The sequence below is a fragment of the Mycobacterium sp. URHB0021 genome (genome assembly GCF_054057895.1).
In genome coordinates this window covers 3,796,503-3,814,861 of sequence record NZ_JBSRZT010000002.1, presented here as the reverse complement: position 1 = coordinate 3,814,861, position 18,359 = coordinate 3,796,503, and the positions used below count along the sequence as shown (strand labels likewise).

Sequence of the window (18,359 nt, the reverse complement as noted above, 5' to 3'; positions counted from 1 at the left end):
CGCGCATCAACTGCCGAGAAGCTGCGTCGAAGCCGGTTGCAGGCGTGTTGCGCGGCGAAATTCCTCACCCCGCGTCGACCGCGACCACACCGCGCCGGATGTCGCTGATGGCACGCTTCGCCGTGGTCCTCAGCGCCGGCGTCGGCGCGGCAATCCGGACCTGGTCGAGCAGATCGAGTACTTGACGGCACCACCGCACGAAATCACCTGCGGACAGCGGCGACCCGTTGCCCGCTGCGTCCGACGCCGCGAGCGCATTGCTGAGATCGCCCGTGGTGGCCCACCGGTAGATGGCCGGGACGAATCCGTCGTCGGGCTCCCGGCTCTGGCTGATCCGGTGCCGCTGCTCGTCGGTCCGCAACTCGGTCCACAGCCGGCGCGTCTGGTTCAACGCCCGGCGCAGCCGGCCCGTCGCGACGTCGACACCCTCTGGCGTGCCCGGCGAGTCGCCGCGGGATTCATACAGGACCGCGGACAACACGGCCGCCAATTCGGCCGGCCCGAGGCCGTCCCAGGTACCGCTGCGGAGACACTCGGCGACCAGCAGGTCGCTCTCGCTGTAGATACGGGCCAGCAGCCTGCCATCGTCGGTGACCCTTGGGTCGCCGTCCTTCTGTTCGATGAACGCCCGCTCGATGAGCAGCACGACAATGCGATCAAACGTGCGCGCCAACGAGTTGGTGGCCGCGGCGACCTTCTGCCGAAGCTGCTCGTTGTCGCGTTCGATCCGCAGGTAGCGCTCTGCCTGGCGCGCCTTCGCTTCCCGGTCCGGCAGGTCATGTGCGGTGTGCCGGCGCAATCGCTCACGCAGGGTGGCCAATTCGGGGTCGACGTCACGCTCGGCCCCGGCGCCACTGCGCTTCCGATTGGCCGACAGAACGTCGAGGCCATCCGCCGCCGACCGCAACGCAGAGGCGAGATCGCGGCGAACCCGCGGATTGCGGTGTTCCACCCGCTTGGGCAGCACCATCGACCCCACCGGCGCGGACGCCCCGGAGTAGTCGGCCGATGAAATGCGCCCGGCCCAACGGTGTTCGGTCAGCACCAAGGGGCGCGGATCCTCGTCGTTGCGGTCCGGTTCGAGCACTACCGCCAACCCGCCGCGGCGGCCGTGGGTGATGGTGATGATCTCGCCGCGGCGCAGCGAGGCGAGCGCATCGTTTGCGGCTCTGCGCCTCTGCAACCTCGATGCCCGCGATTGAGCCCGCTCGCGTTCAGATATCTGCATGCGCAGCCGGACGTAGTCGAGAATCGGCGGTTCCGCTCTTGATTCGTAGCGTGAACGCTCATCACGCCGGGCCCCGAGTTCGGCCAAGATCTCGTCCTGCATCCGTTCGCCCCGCTCGATCGCGCGGACCACACCCACCACGGACCGGTCGGCCTGATACTGCGCGAAAGAACTTTCGAGCAGCTTGTGCGCCTGCGTCGGGCCCATCTGTTGCACCAGGTTGATGGTCATGTTGTAGGACGGCGCAAACGAACTGCGCAGCGGGAAGGTTCGAGTCGATGCCAGTCCGGCGACCTCGGCGGGGTCGGCGGTGTTGTCCCCCGGGTGCCAGAGCACCACCGCGTGACCCTCGACGTCGATGCCCCGCCGGCCGGCCCGCCCCGTCAACTGCGTGTACTCCCCCGGCGTCAGCGGCATGTGCTGCTCACCGTTGAACTTGACCAACCGCTCCAGCACCACCGTGCGGGCAGGCATGTTGATACCCAGAGCCAATGTCTCCGTGGCGAATACAGCCTTGACCAACCCCGCGGTGAACAGTTCCTCGACGGTGTGACGGAACACCGGCAGCATGCCGGCGTGATGGGCGGCGAGTCCACGCAGCAGGCCTTCGCGCCATTCGTGGTAGTCCAGCACGACCAGATCCGCCTCAGCGAGGTCCGCGCAGCGCCGGTCGACCACCTCGGCGATCCGTTTGCGCTCCTCGTCGGTGGTGAGTCGAAGCGACGATCGGAGGCACTGCTTCACGGCGGCGTCACAGCCCACGCGGGAGAACACGAACGTGATGGCGGGCAGCAGTTCCGCGCGCGCCAGCGTGTCGATAACGTCGGGGCGGCTCGGCGGGCGGTACATGGTCGGCCTGCCCCGGTTTCCCGGCCGCCCGCGCCCGCGCGGCTGCCAGTCGGTCAGCCGGTCGGCCTCTCGCCGGTGTGCGATGTGACGCAACAGCTCCGGATCGACCAGCAGTTCCCGCCCGGACTTGGCCCCCTCCGAGGCGCGGTAGTCGAACAGGTCGAAGAGCCGCTTGCCGACCATGACGTGCTGCCACAGCGGCACCGGCCGATGTTCGTCCACCACCACGGTGGTGTCGCCGCGCACCGTCTTGATCCAGCCGCCGAACTCCTCGGCGTTGCTCACCGTCGCCGACAGGCTGACCAACCGCACCTCGTCGGGCAGATGCAGGATCACCTCCTCCCACACCGCCCCGCGCATCCGATCGGCCAGGAAGTGCACCTCGTCCATCACCACATACGAAAGCCCTTGCAGAGCAAATGAATTCGCATACAGCATGTTGCGCAGCACTTCGGTGGTCATCACCACGATGTCGGCGTCGCCGTTGACGGACTGATCACCGGTGAGCAGGCCGATCTTCTCCGGTCCGTACCTCTGCACCAGATCGTTGTGCTTTTGATTGCTCAGCGCCTTGATCGGCGTCGTGTAAAAGCACTTCCGGCCCGCGGCCAGCGCGAGATGCACCGCGAACTCGCCGACGACCGTCTTCCCCGCGCCGGTGGGCGCGCACACCAGGACACCGTGGCCGCCCTCCAGAGCCTGACAGGCGCGCCGTTGGAAGTCGTCCAGCGCAAACGGCAGATGGGCGGTGAAGTGGGCCAGCCGGCTATCAGGTGGCGTCGTCATCGACTACGAGCGGGGCGGGGGTGGGCACTGCGGTCGGCGGATCGATCGGTGCCGCGAGGTCGTCTGGTACATCCTCGACGGCTGCGCGGCGGGCTTTGCGCCTGTCGTTGACGCGGGCGATCTGGATCGCGACTTCGAGCAGCAGCGCGAGCGCGCACGCCAGCGCCAGCATCGAGAAGGGATCCGAACCGGGCGTCGCGAACGCGGCGAACACGAACAGGCCGAAGATCAGGCCTCGCCGCCAGGCCCGCAGCCGGTCGTAGGTGAGCACGCCGACCAGATTGAGCATGACGATCAGCAGCGGGAACTCGAAGCTGATGCCGAACACCAGCAGCAGGTTGAGCAGGAACCCGAAGTACTGCTCACCGGACAGCGCGGTGACTTGCACGTCGCTGCCGACTGTCAACAGGAAGTGCAGCGCTTTGGCGAGGACGATGTAGGCCAGCACCGCCCCGGTGATGAACAGCACCGCTCCGACGCCGACGAACGCCATCGCGAACCGCCGCTCCTTGCGGTACAGGCCGGGCGTGATGAACGCCCACAGCTGATACAGCCAGACCGGACAGGCAAGGATGGTCCCCGCGGTCAGCGCGACCTTAAGTCGCAGCATGAACTGGTCGAACGGTGCGGTGGCCAGCAACCGGCACTCGCCATCGGGGGCAATCGTGGCGCGGGCGGATGCCGGGAGGGAGCAGTAGGGCCCGCGCAGCCATTCGCCCAGGCTGTGAAAGCCCAGGAAACCGTGGCTGTACCAGAAAAATCCGAGAATGGTGGTCAACACGACCGCGGCCGACGCGATAAGGAGCCGGGATCGAAGTTCGTGAAGGTGCTCGACCAGCGACATGGTGCCGTCGGGATTGACCCGCGACCGCCGTCGGCGGGGATCGAGTTTCTTGAAGATTCCTGGGGTTTGCACGGGCTCGTTTTTCAGGCGCGGCCTAGGGACGCGGCATCACGCCGCGACCACGTTTCGGCGCGGGTTCAGGCCGGGTGCTTGTCCGACGGCTCGGTGTGCGGAGCCGGGCCGGGGCTGTCGGCGCGTTCCGAGGCGATCGGGGTGGCGGGCGGGGTCTGCGCCTCCGGCTTGCCGTCGGACTGCATCTCCTTGATCTCCGACTTGAAGATCCGCATCGACTTACCGAGCGAGCGGGCCGCATCCGGCAGCTTCTTCGCGCCGAAGAGCAGCACGAACACCGCGATGACGATCAACCAGTGCCAGGGTTGTAGACCGCCCAATTTGGTCACCTCCAGAAGTCGTGGTCGAGTCTACCCGCCGGACGTCTGCGTACTGACCGCATAGGCATTCAGGGCCGCGCCGGCCGACTCGCGCACCCTTGCCGCCAGCGACTCCGGTTGCAGAACACGCACCGCTGACCCGAAGCCCAGCACGAACCGGGCCATCCAGTCGTCGGAGGCGTAGGTCATGGCGGCCTCGCAGGCGCCGTCGGGCAACTCGTGCAGGACCCGCAGCGGGTAGTAGTCGAACATCCACGACGCCGACCGGTCGATCAGCAGGGTCGCCGACGGCAGCGCCGGGTCCGCATCGAACAGCGACATGTCCGGGCCCGCCTGCACGGCCGGCGGCGGCGGAGCGGACGGTTCGTCGAGTACGTGCGCGTCGACGATGCGGTCGAACCGGAACAGCCGCACGCTTTCGGCCGACCGGCACCATGCCTCCAGATAGCTGTGGTCGGCCACCAGCACCACCCGGATCGGGTCGACGGTCCTGCTCGACAACGCGTCGTGGGACGCCGAGTAGTACTCGATCATCACGGCGTGTCCGTCGCGGACCGCCTCGCGCACAGCCGCCGCGGCCTGGCTCTCCACCGCAGCGGGCTCCTCGACCGCGGCGGTCGGGCCTTCGACGTCGTGGCTGGCCGTCCCGGCCGCGGATTCGATCTTGGCGATGGCGCTGCGCGCTGCCTCCGGGTCGAGGATGCCTGGCACGTCGACCAGTGCCCGCAACGCCACCAGCACCCCGGTGGCCTCCGGCGATGTCAGCCGCAGCGGATGATCGATGCCTGCCGTGAACGTGACTGCGATGGTGTCACCGGAGAACTCGAAATCGATCAGATCGCCCGGCCCGTAGCCGGGCAGGCCACACATCCAGAGCTGGTTGAGGTCGTCGCGCAACTGCTTGACCGTCACCCCGAGGTCCGCTGCCGCCTCGGCGTAGGTGATCTTCGGGTTGGCCTGGAAGTACGGAACCATGTTGAGCAGCCGCACCAGACGGGTCGATACCTGAGTCATGCGCGATCCGCCTTCGCTCCTCGCTTGCAAGTCATGCGCGATCCGCCTTCGCTCCTCGCTTGCAAGTCATGCGCGATCCGCCTTCGCTCCTCGCTTGCAAGTCATGCGCTCTGGCCTGCCTGCGCCTTGAGCCGGCCGAGCACGTCGTCGCGCAGCGATTGGGGCTCGAGCGCCACGGCGTCGGCGCCGTAGCTGGCGATCTCGCGGGCGAGCCGGTCCGGCATGCCGATGTCGATGGCTATCTCCTCACCCGTTCGGTCACCCAGCGTCCGCTTGCCGACGACGGTGGCCTGCCGGCGGAGCGCGGTCGCGCGCCCGTCAGCTACCCAGACCTTGGCCTGTCCAGTCGTCGGCCATTCACCCACTGCCCGTTTGACGATCTCGCGCAGGTCCACACCCGCGGGACGCGTCACCGCACCGGCGGGGCCCACGGCCGTCACGTCCGACCCGATGCGGGAGAGCCGGAAGGTTCGGGTGGCGTTGCGGTCGCGGTCGTGGCCGACGAGATACCAGCGGCCCCGATCCGTCACCACACCCCACGGCTCCACCGTCCTCACGGTGTACGGGTCGCTGCGCGACGGACGGTGCGGAAACTGTACGGCCCGTCCGGAATCGATGGCGGACAGGAGAAATCCCAGCACATCCTCCGAGCCGCGCAGCCCGGGGAGCACACCCGTGGAGGTGATGGCCACCGCGGAGTCCGGCGCGTCGACGTCGACTCCGGCGGCACGCAACTTCAGCAGTGCGCCCTGGGTCGCGGTGATCAGCTCGGGCGATTCCCACAACCGCGTGGCGACCGCCACCGCCGCCGCCTCGTCGGCGGTGAGCTCGACTGCGGGCAGTGCGTAGGCCGCGCGATTGATCCGGTAACCCTCGGTGGGATCGAACTGGGACACCCGCCCGGTCTCCAGCGGAATCCCGAGGTCACGCAGTTCGTTCTTGTCCCTTTCGAACATCCGCGAGAACGCCTCGTCGCTGGCGCTGTCCGAGTAGCCGTAGACGGTTTCGCGAATCCGCTCGGCGGTGATGAATGTGTGGGTGGACAGCAACGCGATAACGAGGTTCATCAACCGCTCGACTTTGGAAATCGCCATCTGGAACAGCTTAAGGTGCCCATCCCCCCTGGTGTTGCAGCACAGCGGCAGCGAGCAGTTCGGGTTCGGCGACGGCGCGCGGTATCCCGAACCCTCCGAGCACGTCAAGCAGGTCGCCGAAGGTGCGGCAGACCGTGACCCGTCCGGTGCGTTCGGCCACCGTCCACATCCGTTCGGCGACCCGGATCCGCAGGCCGGGGCTCAGTCGCGTCGCGGCCGCGGCGATGGCTGCCCGACGGCGCGGTCCGGCGACCTGTGCCGCCATCGGTTCATCGGGCCCGGCGCCGCACGCACCGCACATCAGGGCATCACGTCACCGGAGTTGGGGCCGAGCACCTGCCCGACGAACAGGTTTCCGCCCGGATCGGATGCCAGCAGGACGGCGGTGGGGGCGACCTCGTCGGCGGCGCCGATCCGCCCCAGCGGGAGTTCGAGCGCACTTGGCGATTCGCCAGTTCTCGTCGATACCGGCCAGCAGCGGCGTCTCGATGGGACCGGGCGCAATGGCGTTGACCAGTACTCCGCGGGAAGAAACCTCCCGGGCAAGCGATTTGGTCATCGCGATGACACCACCCTTGGCGGCTGCGTAGTGCGCCAGCGATTCGCCGCCCTTGATCCCGAGCTGAGATGCGACGTTGATGATGCGCCCGTCGCCGGCCGCCAGCATGCCGGCCAGCACCGCGCGGTTGAGCAGAAACACGCTGCACAGGTCGATGTCCAGCGTTTCGCGCCACTGCGCCAGCGGCATCTGTACCAGCGGCGACTGGGTCAGGATGCCGTGCGAACAGACCAGGATGTCGATGCGATCCAGCACCGCCGTGGCCGCGGCGACGGTGTCCGCCACCTGCCGCTCGTCGGTGGCTTCGAACACCAACCCGCCGGCGGCACCGAGGTCGGCTGCGGCCCCGATAACCGATTCGGCCCGGTCGGCCAGCACCACCCGGGCGCCGGCGGCCAGATAGTGCGCGGCGATCGCGCGGCCGATACCGCTGGCCGCACCGGTGACCAGTGCGGTGCGTCCGGCCAGCAGGTTGCTCTGCGGGACACTCATCGGGCTCCTCTCGGTCAGTCGCGCATCGCGACGGTCAGCGCGCCATCGACGATGATCGCCTGGCCGTTGATATAGGAGGCGGCGTCGCTGGCCAAAAAGCTGCGACCGAGGCGATTTCCTCCGGACGCCCGACTCGGCCGGCAGGAATGTAGCCACCGGCGGCCCGCAGACCGTCGGCGCCGAGTGAGTTCACGGCATCCAGCGACTGGGGGGTCTCGATGAGGCCGGGGATGATCGCGTTCGCCCGGATGCCGCGCGGGCCATGTTCGACGGCCAGGCTGCGCACCAGGCCGATCACTCCGGCCTTCGCGGTGGCGTAGTGCGCGTGTTCACCCCACCCGTACACACCACCCGCGATCGAGGACACCGCGACGATTGATCCGCCGGCGCCGAGGTGGGCCATCGCGGCGCGCGCAGTGCGCATCACTCCGTGGAGATCGACCTGCAGCACGTCGTCCCACTGCTCATCGGTCATCGCCGCGAACGGCGCGGCGCGAAGAATGCCCGCGTTGGCAATCGCGGTGTCCAGCCGCCCCCAGCGCCCCACCGCCGCATCGACGAACGCGTTCACCGATGCGGTGTCGCGCACGTCCACCTCGATCACGGTTGCCTCACCGCCGGTCTCCTGCACGGCGGCAAGGGTTTTGCCGGGGTCGTGCGGATCGCCGGAGTAGCTGCCGATGCCGACGCGGTAGCCGGCGCGGGCCAAGGTCACCGCGGTCGCTGCGCCGATGCCGGACGCGGCGCCGGTGACGATCGCGACGGGGGCGGTCGGTGTGGTCACGCGGGGGCCTCTTCGGTTGTCACGGATTCTTCCAATTCGTCGCCGGAGGTCACCGTGTGCGCGAACATCACCACCACGGCCGAGATGACGGCGCCGACCGCCCCGACCAGCAGTGCGGCGGTCGAGTAACCCACCGACGCGGCAGTCAACCCGGTGAGGATGAAACCGGCGATGATGGCGCCCGGCTGGCTCATCGCGCCGATGAAGGAGCTGCCCGTCGCGCGACATTCGATGCTGAAGCACTCGGCCTGGAAGAACATGATCGCCGCGTACGGGCCCAGCAGGAAGAACAGCCCCAGCATGTAGGTGACGATCACGTAGACCGGGGTGGCGGGGCCGAGCAGCATGCGGCGAAGAAGGCGCCGGACGCCAGCCAGCCGACCGCGATGGTGTTACGCCTGCCGAACCGGTCACCGGCCCAGCCGTGGGCCAGGTAACCCATCGCACCCACCAGGTTGGATACCACCACCATCAACAAGGTGTTGGACGCGTCGATACCCTTACCGCTCTCCAGCACGGTGGTGCCGAGCACCGAAAAGGTTTGGATGGCGAACCAATTGAACAGCCACGCCACCGACAACACGACCGTGTTTCGCAGGTGCACGCCATGGAATATCCGCTTGAACGGCGCCGCGGAGTGGTTGTCGATGTCGTGCGCGGTGGCGAGCCTGGCGGCACCGGCGGTGTCACCGTCCTTGCGCAGCTGTCGGACCTGCTGCTGCAGCTCGAATTGCGGGCTCTCCCGCAGGGTTCGGCACAGCAGCGCGACGAGCACGGCCGGAATCGTAGCCAGCAGGAACGCCAGCCGCCACGAGTCGGCACCGAAGATCGACGTGACGACGGCGACGAACGCCGCGGCGAGCAGTGCACCGATCGGCCAGCCGGTCTGCACCATGGAATACACGAAACCGCGGTTGCGGCGGATCTTTTCATCTTCGGTGACGGCGTAGAGCTCGTTGAGGTAGGTGGCGTTGACGGATTGCTCGGCCAAACCCAGGCCGCTGATCGAGCGGACCCCGATCAGGCTGGCCGCCCCGGTGGTGGCTGCGGTGGCCGCCGACGAGGCCGCGGTGCCCGCCACGGAGATGATCATTCCCTTGCGCCGGCCGAGCCGATCGACCATGGGCCCGACACCGAGCACCACGATCGCGGGGCGTGACTGGTGCTCCAACCGAACGATTCGCTGATTCGCGGGAGCAGGGTGCCGAACAAGATGAAGTCGTAAACGGCGATGGTCCACGCGAAGAACGCGATGCTTGTGGCGCGCCGGGTTTCGCGGACACCAACTCGGCGCAGCGGCGGCACGGTGGTGCCCGGGGGCGGATCCGGTGGAGTGGTCACGCTGGAGGTCCTTCGGTCGGTAGAGGCGGTGTCAGGCCTTGGCCCGGCGCGGTCGGCGCGCCAGGAAGTCGTCGGCGATGGCGTCGAATGTGGTCCAGGTGACGCCCGCATGGGTGTTGATGTGCTCGATGAGACGCTCGAGCATCAACAGCACCTGTGGCCGTCCCGACACATCCGGATGGATGGTGAACGTGAAGACCGCGTAGTCGCTTTCGCGATAGACCCAGTCGAACTGGTCTCGCCACATCTCTTCGATGTGCCTCGGGTTGACGAAGCCGTGGCTGTTCGGGCTGGTCTTGATGAACATCATCGGCGGTAGGTCATCGAGGTACCAGCTGGCGGGGATCTCCACGAGATCGGTCTCCTCGCCGCGGATCAGTGGCTTCATCCAGGTGGACGCCGGCTGGTCGTAGTTGATCGGGGTCCACGAGTCGCCGACCCGCACGTAGTAGGGCTCGAAGTCGCGGTGCATCAGCGAGTGGTCGTACTTGATTCCGCGCTCGATCAGCAATTCGTTGGTGACCCTGCTGAACTCCCACCACGGCGCGACATAGCCGGTGGGCCGTCGCCCCGTCCTCGTGGTGATGAGATCGATGCAGTGGTCCAGGATCTCGGATTCCTGTTCGCGGCTCATCGCGATCGGGTTCTCGTGGCTGTAGCCGTGCACACCGATCTCATGGCCGGCGCCGATCACCTCGTCGAACTGCTCGGGGAACGTCTCCACGGAGTGACCGGGCCAGAACCATGTGGTGGTCAGCCCGTAGCGGTCGAAGAGCCGGTTGAGCCGGGGCACTCCCACCTCCCCCGCGAACACGCCGCGGCTGATATCACCCGGCGAGTCCTCGCCTCCGTAGGAGCCCAGCCAGCCGCCTACAGCGTCGACGTCGACGCCGAAGGCAACGAAGATTTCCTTACCGTTTCCAGCCACGTTCACATTCCTTTCGAAATTCGATTGAAAAGCGGATAGCCGGGGTTACGCGTACGCGTCGAGATCGCCGGTGACTTCGGCGGGCGAGCGGCCCGATGACAGCAACAGCGCCAACGCGATACGGGTTTGCGAGGCGGGCAACGCGACCGGCACGGCGCCCGCCGCCACCAGATCGGCACCGCCGCCGTCGCCGTAGACCGGCAGAACCGGTCCGGCCGCGACACGGGTGGACAGGGCGACCACCACGCCGGTGCGGGTGATTTCGGCGACGGTGTGGGCCACGCCTGGCGGCGCGTTGCCGATTCCCATTGCCGCAAGGACGATTCCGCGCGCCCCGGCGGCCACCGCGGCCCGCAGCAACAGGTCATCGCCGCCGGGATACGCGGCGACGATATCGACCCGGATTTCATCGAAGCGGGCATCCGGAAGCGCCAGCGGCACCGGCCGGGCCGGAACCCTGTGCAGCCGCGGCGTTCCCGTGTAGACGTCACCGATCACGCCCGCCGGGCTGGTGAATGCGGCGAGGTCGACGGTGTGTGATTTGCGTACCCCACGTGCGGCGTGCACCGTCCCGCCGAAAACCACCATCACGCCGTGCCCACGGGCGGCGGGATCGGCGGCGACCGTGATCGCGTCACGCAGGTTGCGCGGGCCGTCGGTGTCCGCGATGTCGGCGGCGCGCTGCGCTCCGGTGAGCACGACGGGTTTGGCGGCGGTGTGGATGAGGTCGAGCAGGATCGCCGTCTCTTCGAGGGCGTCGGTTCCGTGGGTGATCACCACGCCGTCCACGTCGGGGCGATCCAGCCTGCGGGTCACTTCCTCGGCCAGCGTTCGTAGGTCGGCCAACGACATCCGATAGGAGCCGACACGCAGCACATCGTGCGGCTCGAGGGTGATGTCGTCGCCCAACTCGACACCCGCGGTCACCGCCGCGACGTCATCCACGGCCGTGACCGCACCGTTGGCGCGGCGCGACGAGATGGTGCCGCCGGTGGCGAGGACAACAACGCGGGGCATCAGCTCGACCGTTCTCCATGGACCGTCGCGAACTCGCGACGGTCGCGCGAATGTGGTGCAGCTCTCATGCCAGTAGACACCACACAATCGTTCGACACAAACCTTTGCGTCAATCGTTTGGGTAAACTCTCTGGAACGCCGGTGTTTCCTCGCGCCCACACCGTTAGGGTTTCGCTACGCAGGGCGTCCGAGCGGACCTGGCGGGGGTTCAGGAGGGGCGATGACGGACACGGGGGGCGCGGCAGGCGAGGGGCGGCTGGCCCCGGTGACCTTGCGCATGATCGCCGATGAGGTCGGGGTCAGCGTCTCGACGGTGTCGCGGGTGCTGAACGCCGAAGACGCCGAAGCCCAGCGCTGGGCCTCGGCCCAGACGGTGGCACGAATCAGGGAGTGCGCCACCTCGTGGGCCTATCGCGCCAATCCGCACGCCGCCAGTCTGCGCACCGCCAGATCCGGGCTGGTCGGCGTGCTGGTGCCACGCCTACAGGACTTCGTACTCGCCACCATCTACGAGGGCATCGAGGAGGCGGCGACGGAGAACGGGTACTCGACGTTTGTCACGAACTCGCTCGATGACCCCGACATCAAGGCACTTCGCACCGAGATGATGCTGCAGCGTCGCGTCGAGGGGATGATCTTCGGCGACGCCCACCACCACGACCCACTGCTCGCCGGCGTCGCGGCGCGCGGTGTCCCGTTTGTGCTGGTGTCGCGCCGCAGCGCCGACTATGTGTCGGTAACCTGCGACGACTTGCTGGGCGGCCAACTGGTCGGGCGCCGGCTGGTCAACGCGGGCCGGCGCGACCTCGCGGTACTGGCCGGCCTGCCCTTCGCCTCGACGGCGATCGAACGCACGAAGGGCGCGGTCGACGCTTTCGCCGAGGCCGGTTTGACCGTGCCGCCGGACCGCATCGCGTGGGGCCCGTTCGACGCGGCAGGCGGTCGCGAGGCCGCCGAGAAACTGCTGGCCACCGAGCCGTATCCGGATGCGATCTTCGCGACCAACGACTTCGCCGCAATCGGGGCTCTCGGCGTACTGCGCGACCGGGGACTCCGGGTGCCCGATGACATCTCCCTGATCGGCTACAACGACACCCCGCTCGTCGCCGAGTTGCCGACACCGATGACCACCGTGCACTCCCCCATGCACGAAATGGGCAGGCGCGGCATCGAACTGCTCATCGACATGATCGGTGGTGGACACCCGGAGTCGGAGCGACTGGCCCCGACCTTGGTGATCCGGGAGTCGGGCTGACTACATGCTCGCGATCAGGCGCTTGACCCGTTCGTCGACCGACCGGAACGGATCCTTGCACAGCACGGTGCGTTGGGCCTGGTCGTTGAGCTTGAGGTGGACCCAGTCGACGGTGAAGTCGCGGCCGGCTTCCTGTGCGGCGCTGATGAACTCGCCCCGCAGCTTGGCCCGGGTGGTCTGCGGCGGGGTGTTGACCGCGGCCTCGATGTCCTCATCGGTGGTCACCCGCGCGGCCAGCCCCTTGCGCTGCAACAGGTCGAACACACCGCGGCCGCGCTTGATGTCGTGGTAGGCGAGGTCGAGCTGGCTGATCTTCGGATCGGACAACTCCATGTTGTAGCGATCCTGGTAACGCTGGAACAGCTTGCGCTTGATCACCCAGTCGATCTCGGTGTCGACCTTTGCGAAGTCCTGGCTCTCGACCGCGTCGAGTTGACGGCTCCACAGGTCGACGACCTGCTCGATCTGCGAGTTCGGTTCGCGGGTCTGCAGGTACTCCACGGCCCTGGCGTAGTACTCACGCTGGATGTCCAGTGCGCTGGCCTGCCGCCCACCGGCCAACCGGACGGGCCGCCGGCCGGTCAGATCGTGGCTGACCTCGCGGATGGCGCGGATCGGATTGTCCAGCGAGAAGTCGCGGAACGGCACCCCTGCTTCGATCATCTCCAGCACCAACGACGCCGTGCCCACCTTGAGCATCGTGGTGGATTCGCACATGTTCGAGTCACCGACGATGACGTGCAGTCGACGGTATTTCTCGGCGTCGGCGTGCGGTTCGTCGCGGGTGTTGATGATCGGTCTCGAGCGCGTGGTCGCCGACGACACGCCTTCCCAGATGTGCTCGGCGCGCTGACTCAGGCAGAACGTCGCCGCCTTGGGTGTCTGCAGCACCTTCCCCGCGCCGCAGATCAGCTGGCGGGTGACCAGGAACGGCAGAAGCACATCGGAGATCCGGGAGAACTCGCCGGCCCGCACGATGAGGTAGTTCTCGTGGCAGCCGTAGGAGTTGCCCGCCGAGTCCGTGTTGTTCTTGAAGAGGTAGATGTCACCGCCGATGCCTTCATCCGCGAGTCGCTGCTCGGCGTCGATCAGCAGGTCTTCCAGAACGCGCTCGCCGGCGCGATCGTGGGTGACCAGCTGGATCAGGTTGTCGCACTCGGCGGTGGCGTACTCGGGGTGGCTGCCCACGTCGAGGTACAACCGCGCGCCGTTGCGCAGAAAGACATTGGAGCTGCGGCCCCACGACACCACCCGCCGGAACAGATAGCGGGCAACCTCGTCGGGGCTGAGCCGACGGTGTCCGTGGAACGTGCAGGTGACACCGAATTCTGTCTCGATGCCCATGATTCGTCGCTGCACGTCATCGAGCGTACTGGTTGCTCGCCGGGCGTGGCAGGCAAGCCGCGCCGAAGGTTGCCGTTGAAGGCGATTCGACCCGGCCTCACTTCGCGATCGCCAACGACCCGGCCGCGGCTCCAAGGATGCGCTCGAACGCCTGGAGGTACGCGTCCAGCAAGCCCTGGATGTGCGGACCCGTGATGTCCGCACCGATCGATCCGTCGGCGTCGAGTGCGTCGATGAAGGCATCGGCCAGGTGCAGGCCCATGCCTGTGATGATCACCGCCGCTTCGTGTGGATAACCGGTATCGAAGACGCCCTCGTCGCAACCCTGCCGAATGATCGCTTCGAGCATCGGCGTTGTGTTCCGCATCGTCTCCTGGGAGATCTTCTGCCGCAGCAGGGCGTTGTTCTCGTCGCGCCACAACCGCATCGCGGTGGAGACGGCGGTGAAATTCCCGGCCTTCCACGCCGACGACGTCGCGAAGTAGGCATGGAGCTTGTCGACGGCGCCGAGTGCCGGATCGTTCACCACCACCCGCAACTCGCGGGCGGCACCGTCACCCATCGCCTCGACGACACCGTCCAACAGTGCACGTTTGGACCGGAAATAGTGGTACAGCGCGCCCTTGGACATCTGCATCGTGCTCAGCAGATCCTCGATCGTCATCCGCTCGTAGCCCTTGTCGTGCATCAACTGCAGCGCCGCGTCGAGGATCTCTGTCCGCCGTGCCGCATGCTCGTCGGGCTTGACCAGTCTTGCCACGGTTGCCGAGGATAGTCTATAAATAGACCGTCCGTCGGTTTATTTACTGGGGAGCTCTCGACATGTCCCAGCCCGTCCGCGCCGCGACCGTCGCACGGACCCGCGCGTTCGCCCGCGTCATAGGCCCGTTCCTCGCACTCGTCACGCTGGTCATCACCATCCGCCTGCCGGATCTGACCGGTCTCGTCCAAGACCTTTTCGCCAACGCCGCCCTGCCCTGGATCCTGGGCGCCATGATGCTGATCGCCGGCCTCCTGGTGATCGCCTTCCACCAGTACTGGCGCGGCTTCTCCGCCGCACTCATCTCGCTTTTCGGCTGGTTCGTCGCCCTGCGCGGACTCACCTTGATGGCGTTCCCGTCGGCGATCGAGACCGGTGCGGGTGACGCCCTGGCCGACCCGGGTCTGCTGACCAGCGCCCGAATCTTTTTCGGGCTGCTGACGCTGCTGGGCGGGTGGCTGACCTGGGTCGGATGGATCTCCCGGGGCCCTGTGGATAACTTCGGCGCCACCGGCGGCCGATCTGCCAGCATGAGCCATGGGGGAAATCACTGAAGTCGACCTGACCCGGTTACGGGCGACCGCTGATCACGTGATGGAGGCCGCCGAGCGGATCTCGGAAATACGTTGGGCTGCAATGGATCCCGAAGACCTGGCCGGCTCGGCGGTGAGCGGAGCTGCCGCGCCCGTGCTGATCGCCGCGCGCCTGTCCGACGTCGTCGCCAACATGCGGGGGTGGGCCGTGGCGGCACACATGTCGGCCGACGCGTTCGAGCGCGCCGACCGGCGCAACGGCGAGCGCTTCCGTCCGAAGTGAACCGGCCCCGCGTCTCGCAGGCCGAGGCGTGGCGACCGGATGCACTGCGCCGCCTGGCCGACGGGTGGGACGAGGTGGCCCGGCGGGTGAAGGCCGACCTCGAGGCCGTGATGGCCGAAAGCCGCCGCTGTGCCGAGTTCTGGCGGGGTGAAGCCGCCGATGCCGCGCAGCGCGACGCTGCGGTGTTCGCCGCCGCGGGGGAAGCCGTCGCGCGCACCCTGATCACCGCGTCGGTGGCCGCGACCGATGGCGCCGACCAGATCGGCGCCGCACGCGATGCGGTGTTGGCGCGGGTCGCCGATGCCAGAACCGCCGGATTCATCGTCACGGACGATGGAACCGTCTCGCCTGATACCGACCCCTCGCCGCTGTTGACCGCGATGTCGGGGGGCGACGGCGGCGTGGCGCGGGACATGTTGGGGATGCGCGCGACGGACATCAGCGCACAACTCGTGACCGCACTGGACCGGCTCGGCGCCGCGGACGCCGACGCCGCACACGACATCGACGAGGCGTTCGCGTCGGTGCCCCCGGCGCAGCGCGGGGCGCCGACGGTCCCGGCCGGCGCCCGGCCGGTCGAGGCCGCCGACGTCGTCGCGGGCTGGCCCGCGATGAGCCAGGACCGCATCGCCGGCCAGATCGCGGCGATGACACCGGATCAGCGGGACCGGCTGATCGCCGAATTCCCCCGGCAGACCGGCAATACCGACGGGGTGCCGTGGGCCATGCGGATCGCGGCGAACAGGGTCAACATCGCGGGGGCGATCGTCGACGAGCGGGGCACGGATCCAGAGTCGACGCGGCGCATAGCGTTCTACCGGAGCCTGCTCGGCGAGGTCGACGACCCGGCCCGCACCGGTCGTCGCATCGACCGGCAGATCCTCGCGTTCGACCCCGGGCGGGCCTCGCTGATCGAACTCAACGGGGACCTGGCGACCGCCAGGAGTGTCGCGGTGCTGGTCCCCGGGTTGAACACCACGATCGAGGATTCGCGGCCCAACACCCAGACCGCGCGGCGGTTCGTGAGCGCCACCCGCGGCGACGTCGCGACCATCAGCTATCTGGGCGGCCCCTTCCCGCGGGGCGACAACGTGGCGGCCGCCCTGGTGGCCGCCGCGGATCCGCGCTACGCGCTGGACATGGCGCCGCGGCTGGTGGCCTTCAGTGAGGACGTCGACCGCGCCGTGAGCACCCGATCGATCCCGGTGACCTACGTCGGTCATTCCTATGGCGGCTCGATCCTCGGGACCGCCGAGGCGTTGGGACTGACGGCCGACCGCACGCTGTACCTCGCCGCGGCCGGAGCCGGGGTGGGTGTCGACGCGCCCGCCGATTGGCACAACCGCAATCCGGAAAGGGTTGCAGTACAGAAGACCCACGGAGACACGAGAACCACATCATGGGCCACAACGATCACCAGCAGTGGAGTCAGCCACCCACGAAGAAGCGTACGGGCATCAGGGTCGGGGTGGCTGTCGGCGCCTCGGCCATCGGCATCATGGGCCTGTTCGTAGGCGCGGGCTCTGCCGGTGCCGACTCCATCACTGATGCGATGGACCAGGGCATATGCGACATGTTCGACGAGGGCGCTGATACCGCCACCGTGGTCGACGTTCTCTACCGCGGCTACAAGGGCGTCATCAGCGGTCTCGGTGATGAATCGAGCCGTGACACACCTGGCGCGACTACGTCGAAGGGGCTGTTGCCCAGACATGCCCCGGCCACCTGTCGGAGGTGAAGTGATGACCAAGCTGATCGCAACGACATTGGCGACAGCCGCCATGGGCCTGGGCCTGCTCCTCGGCGCGGGCACCGCCCAGGCCGACACCTGCAAGACCAGCTATTACGGCAGCGCTTGGCACACCTACTCCTCTGACGGCAGTTCGGCTGTGTGCTACCCGGGAGGACGTTGCCACTACCAGGACGCGCCTGCGCGCAATCCCTACTCGCAGATCCTGGAAGGACTGGAGGAACTGCGATGATCACTCAGGTTCGCTGCGACCAATGCCGACAGCAGTGCACGGGTTACATCATTTCCGAGTTCGGCCGGATTGCCTGCGCCAGCTGCACCATGAAGGACCGAACGCCCGCGCTGAGCCGGTTGACGTGGGACGAGCTGGAAAACCTGGCGCTCGACCGACTGGTTGCCTCTGTGGACGACGAGAACGGCTGCCCGGACCGATCGGCCCGGCAGCAGCTCGCCGTGCAGCTGCAGCTTGAAGGGGCCCTCCGCGGTCTGTCGTGGGCCGATGCCTCACGGGCGGTAGTGGCCATCTCCGCGGACGCCTGCCAGGGCTGGCACCTTCACAAGTTGCTGGCTCGGGCTGCGTCGGATTCCTGGGATGACCCCATCGCGGTGTCACGGGCATTCACAATCGTTGTGGAGGTGCTAGAGCGATGACTCAGATCGATGTCTACTACGGGCCCGGCCACGAGTTTGCCGAGTGGATCGACAAGCACCACTTGCACGACGAGCCGGTGCTTGTGTATCGGCACGGCAGCACCACCCGGGGCAAGATCCCAGATGGTTGGGTGCTCGTCCATGACGATGATATTTGGATCACCGGCGCCTGGGAACTAGACGGCGTTGATAAGGCTGTTACCAGCGCCAAGCAACACATCTCCCAGCTCTAACCCAGAAACACGAAAAAGCCCCCGGGCTCTATGGCCGATGGTTTCTTTGTTGGGCGGGAGTCGATTCGGTCCTCAAGGCGTTCATGCAGGGCCATGAGGAATACCGATACAATCGACGCCGAGTTGCGTCTGGTTTGCTGCGCTGCGCGGGGCATGCCGGGAAACGGGCGGGCCGCTGAACGGATGTGCTCGTGGCCGATGGTCTACTTGACGAGCGACTGA

At 67.5% G+C, this 18,359-nt stretch carries 21 protein-coding genes and 2 pseudogenes; 8 read left to right on the top strand and 15 right to left on the bottom strand.

Annotated features, from left to right (window positions below; translation table 11 throughout):
• Window positions 1–64 precede the first annotated feature (64 nt).
• The 13 genes and pseudogenes from ACVWWN_RS21020 to ACVWWN_RS20960 form a co-directional block, all read right to left on the bottom strand.
• Window positions 65–2,863 carry a DEAD/DEAH box helicase gene (locus ACVWWN_RS21020; RefSeq protein WP_457145573.1) on the bottom strand — a complete coding sequence of 933 codons (2,799 nt, stop codon included), beginning with the start codon at window positions 2,861–2,863 and terminating at the stop codon, window positions 65–67.
• On the bottom strand, window positions 2,847–3,779 hold the full coding sequence (gene tatC / locus ACVWWN_RS21015) for a twin-arginine translocase subunit TatC (RefSeq protein WP_457145572.1): 933 nt from the start codon (window positions 3,777–3,779) through the stop codon (window positions 2,847–2,849). The genes ACVWWN_RS21020 and tatC overlap by 17 nt, the downstream gene beginning before the upstream one ends.
• A 65-nt stretch (window positions 3,780–3,844) precedes the next feature.
• A complete protein-coding gene (tatA, locus tag ACVWWN_RS21010) occupies window positions 3,845–4,099 on the bottom strand; it encodes a Sec-independent protein translocase subunit TatA (protein ID WP_457149211.1) in 255 nt (84 codons plus the stop codon).
• Window positions 4,100–4,129: 30 nt separating this feature from the next.
• Window positions 4,130–5,113: a helix-turn-helix transcriptional regulator gene (locus tag ACVWWN_RS21005; protein ID WP_457145571.1), complete on the bottom strand. Its 984-nt coding sequence runs from the start codon at window positions 5,111–5,113 to the stop codon at window positions 4,130–4,132.
• Window positions 5,114–5,214: 101 nt separating this feature from the next.
• On the bottom strand, window positions 5,215–6,207 hold the full coding sequence (locus ACVWWN_RS21000; RefSeq protein ID WP_457145570.1) for a helix-turn-helix transcriptional regulator: 993 nt from the start codon (window positions 6,205–6,207) through the stop codon (window positions 5,215–5,217).
• Between the two features lie 10 nt (window positions 6,208–6,217).
• Window positions 6,218–6,472 (bottom strand): hypothetical protein, encoded by a 255-nt coding sequence (locus ACVWWN_RS20995; RefSeq protein ID WP_457145569.1) that lies wholly within the window; start codon window positions 6,470–6,472, stop codon window positions 6,218–6,220.
• A 35-nt stretch (window positions 6,473–6,507) separates the two neighbouring features.
• Window positions 6,508–7,258: pseudogene (locus ACVWWN_RS20990) on the bottom strand (SDR family NAD(P)-dependent oxidoreductase).
• A gap of 14 nt (window positions 7,259–7,272) precedes the next feature.
• Window positions 7,273–8,042: pseudogene (locus ACVWWN_RS20985) on the bottom strand (SDR family NAD(P)-dependent oxidoreductase).
• Window positions 8,039–8,389, bottom strand: coding sequence for a hypothetical protein (locus tag ACVWWN_RS20980; RefSeq protein WP_457145568.1), 351 nt, complete (start codon window positions 8,387–8,389; stop codon window positions 8,039–8,041). The pseudogene ACVWWN_RS20985 and the gene ACVWWN_RS20980 overlap by 4 nt, the downstream one beginning before the upstream one ends.
• On the bottom strand, window positions 8,356–9,165 hold the full coding sequence (locus ACVWWN_RS20975) for an MFS transporter (protein WP_457145567.1): 810 nt from the start codon (window positions 9,163–9,165) through the stop codon (window positions 8,356–8,358). The genes ACVWWN_RS20980 and ACVWWN_RS20975 overlap by 34 nt, the downstream gene beginning before the upstream one ends.
• Entirely contained in the window at window positions 9,132–9,383 is a 252-nt protein-coding gene (locus ACVWWN_RS20970; protein WP_457145566.1) for a hypothetical protein, read from the bottom strand. The genes ACVWWN_RS20975 and ACVWWN_RS20970 overlap by 34 nt, the downstream gene beginning before the upstream one ends.
• A gap of 31 nt (window positions 9,384–9,414) precedes the next feature.
• Entirely contained in the window at window positions 9,415–10,311 is an 897-nt protein-coding gene (locus ACVWWN_RS20965) for a polysaccharide deacetylase family protein (RefSeq protein WP_457145565.1), read from the bottom strand.
• A gap of 45 nt (window positions 10,312–10,356) precedes the next feature.
• Complete coding sequence (locus ACVWWN_RS20960) at window positions 10,357–11,328, bottom strand: asparaginase (RefSeq protein ID WP_457145564.1); 972 nt, start codon at window positions 11,326–11,328, stop codon at window positions 10,357–10,359.
• A gap of 220 nt (window positions 11,329–11,548) precedes the next feature.
• On the opposite strand from ACVWWN_RS20960, the gene ACVWWN_RS20955 reads away from it, so the two are divergent.
• Window positions 11,549–12,583, top strand: a complete 1,035-nt coding sequence (locus ACVWWN_RS20955; RefSeq protein WP_457145563.1) for a LacI family DNA-binding transcriptional regulator — start codon at window positions 11,549–11,551, stop codon at window positions 12,581–12,583.
• On the opposite strand, the gene pafA is transcribed toward ACVWWN_RS20955, so the two are convergent.
• Both pafA and ACVWWN_RS20945 read right to left on the bottom strand, forming a co-directional pair.
• The gene (pafA, locus tag ACVWWN_RS20950) at window positions 12,584–13,942 is read right to left on the bottom strand and encodes a Pup--protein ligase (RefSeq protein ID WP_457145562.1); all 1,359 of its coding nucleotides are present in this window, start codon (window positions 13,940–13,942) and stop codon (window positions 12,584–12,586) included.
• An 82-nt stretch (window positions 13,943–14,024) separates the two neighbouring features.
• Window positions 14,025–14,687, bottom strand: coding sequence for a TetR/AcrR family transcriptional regulator (locus tag ACVWWN_RS20945; RefSeq protein ID WP_457145561.1), 663 nt, complete (start codon window positions 14,685–14,687; stop codon window positions 14,025–14,027).
• 62 nt (window positions 14,688–14,749) lie between these two features.
• On the opposite strand from ACVWWN_RS20945, the gene ACVWWN_RS20940 reads away from it, so the two are divergent.
• From ACVWWN_RS20940 to ACVWWN_RS20910, 7 genes are read left to right on the top strand one after another with little or no spacing between them, the layout of a single operon-like run.
• Entirely contained in the window at window positions 14,750–15,241 is a 492-nt protein-coding gene (locus tag ACVWWN_RS20940) for a hypothetical protein (RefSeq protein WP_457145560.1), read from the top strand.
• Window positions 15,225–15,503: a DUF7162 family protein gene (locus ACVWWN_RS20935; protein WP_457145559.1), complete on the top strand. Its 279-nt coding sequence runs from the start codon at window positions 15,225–15,227 to the stop codon at window positions 15,501–15,503. The genes ACVWWN_RS20940 and ACVWWN_RS20935 overlap by 17 nt, the downstream gene beginning before the upstream one ends.
• Entirely contained in the window at window positions 15,500–17,017 is a 1,518-nt protein-coding gene (locus ACVWWN_RS20930) for an alpha/beta hydrolase (RefSeq protein ID WP_457145558.1), read from the top strand. The genes ACVWWN_RS20935 and ACVWWN_RS20930 overlap by 4 nt, the downstream gene beginning before the upstream one ends.
• Window positions 17,002–17,241, top strand: a complete 240-nt coding sequence (locus ACVWWN_RS20925) for a hypothetical protein (RefSeq protein ID WP_457145557.1) — start codon at window positions 17,002–17,004, stop codon at window positions 17,239–17,241. The genes ACVWWN_RS20930 and ACVWWN_RS20925 overlap by 16 nt, the downstream gene beginning before the upstream one ends.
• Window positions 17,242–17,245: 4 nt before the next feature.
• The gene (locus ACVWWN_RS20920; RefSeq protein WP_457145556.1) at window positions 17,246–17,485 is read left to right on the top strand and encodes a hypothetical protein; all 240 of its coding nucleotides are present in this window, start codon (window positions 17,246–17,248) and stop codon (window positions 17,483–17,485) included.
• Window positions 17,482–17,904 (top strand): hypothetical protein, encoded by a 423-nt coding sequence (locus ACVWWN_RS20915; protein WP_457145555.1) that lies wholly within the window; start codon window positions 17,482–17,484, stop codon window positions 17,902–17,904. The genes ACVWWN_RS20920 and ACVWWN_RS20915 overlap by 4 nt, the downstream gene beginning before the upstream one ends.
• Complete coding sequence (locus tag ACVWWN_RS20910; protein ID WP_457145554.1) at window positions 17,901–18,137, top strand: hypothetical protein; 237 nt, start codon at window positions 17,901–17,903, stop codon at window positions 18,135–18,137. The genes ACVWWN_RS20915 and ACVWWN_RS20910 overlap by 4 nt, the downstream gene beginning before the upstream one ends.
• Window positions 18,138–18,359 lie beyond the last annotated feature (222 nt).

Coding starts and splice junctions, on each gene's coding strand:
- ACVWWN_RS21020 (WP_457145573.1), bottom strand. CDS start 2,863: ATGACGACGCCACCTGATAGCCGGCTGGCCCACTTCACCGCCCATCTG.
- ACVWWN_RS21005 (WP_457145571.1), bottom strand. CDS start 5,113: ATGACTCAGGTATCGACCCGTCTGGTGCGGCTGCTCAACATGGTTCCG.
- ACVWWN_RS21000 (WP_457145570.1), bottom strand. CDS start 6,207: ATGGCGATTTCCAAAGTCGAGCGGTTGATGAACCTCGTTATCGCGTTG.
- ACVWWN_RS20995 (WP_457145569.1), bottom strand. CDS start 6,472: ATGGCGGCACAGGTCGCCGGACCGCGCCGTCGGGCAGCCATCGCCGCG.
- ACVWWN_RS20980 (WP_457145568.1), bottom strand. CDS start 8,389: ATGCTGCTCGGCCCCGCCACCCCGGTCTACGTGATCGTCACCTACATG.
- ACVWWN_RS20975 (WP_457145567.1), bottom strand. CDS start 9,165: ATGGTCGATCGGCTCGGCCGGCGCAAGGGAATGATCATCTCCGTGGCG.
- ACVWWN_RS20960 (WP_457145564.1), bottom strand. CDS start 11,328: ATGCCCCGCGTTGTTGTCCTCGCCACCGGCGGCACCATCTCGTCGCGC.
- ACVWWN_RS20955 (WP_457145563.1), top strand. CDS start 11,549: ATGACGGACACGGGGGGCGCGGCAGGCGAGGGGCGGCTGGCCCCGGTG.
- ACVWWN_RS20940 (WP_457145560.1), top strand. CDS start 14,750: ATGTCCCAGCCCGTCCGCGCCGCGACCGTCGCACGGACCCGCGCGTTC.
- ACVWWN_RS20935 (WP_457145559.1), top strand. CDS start 15,225: ATGGGGGAAATCACTGAAGTCGACCTGACCCGGTTACGGGCGACCGCT.
- ACVWWN_RS20925 (WP_457145557.1), top strand. CDS start 17,002: ATGGGCCTGTTCGTAGGCGCGGGCTCTGCCGGTGCCGACTCCATCACT.
- ACVWWN_RS20920 (WP_457145556.1), top strand. CDS start 17,246: ATGACCAAGCTGATCGCAACGACATTGGCGACAGCCGCCATGGGCCTG.
- ACVWWN_RS20915 (WP_457145555.1), top strand. CDS start 17,482: ATGATCACTCAGGTTCGCTGCGACCAATGCCGACAGCAGTGCACGGGT.
- ACVWWN_RS20910 (WP_457145554.1), top strand. CDS start 17,901: ATGACTCAGATCGATGTCTACTACGGGCCCGGCCACGAGTTTGCCGAG.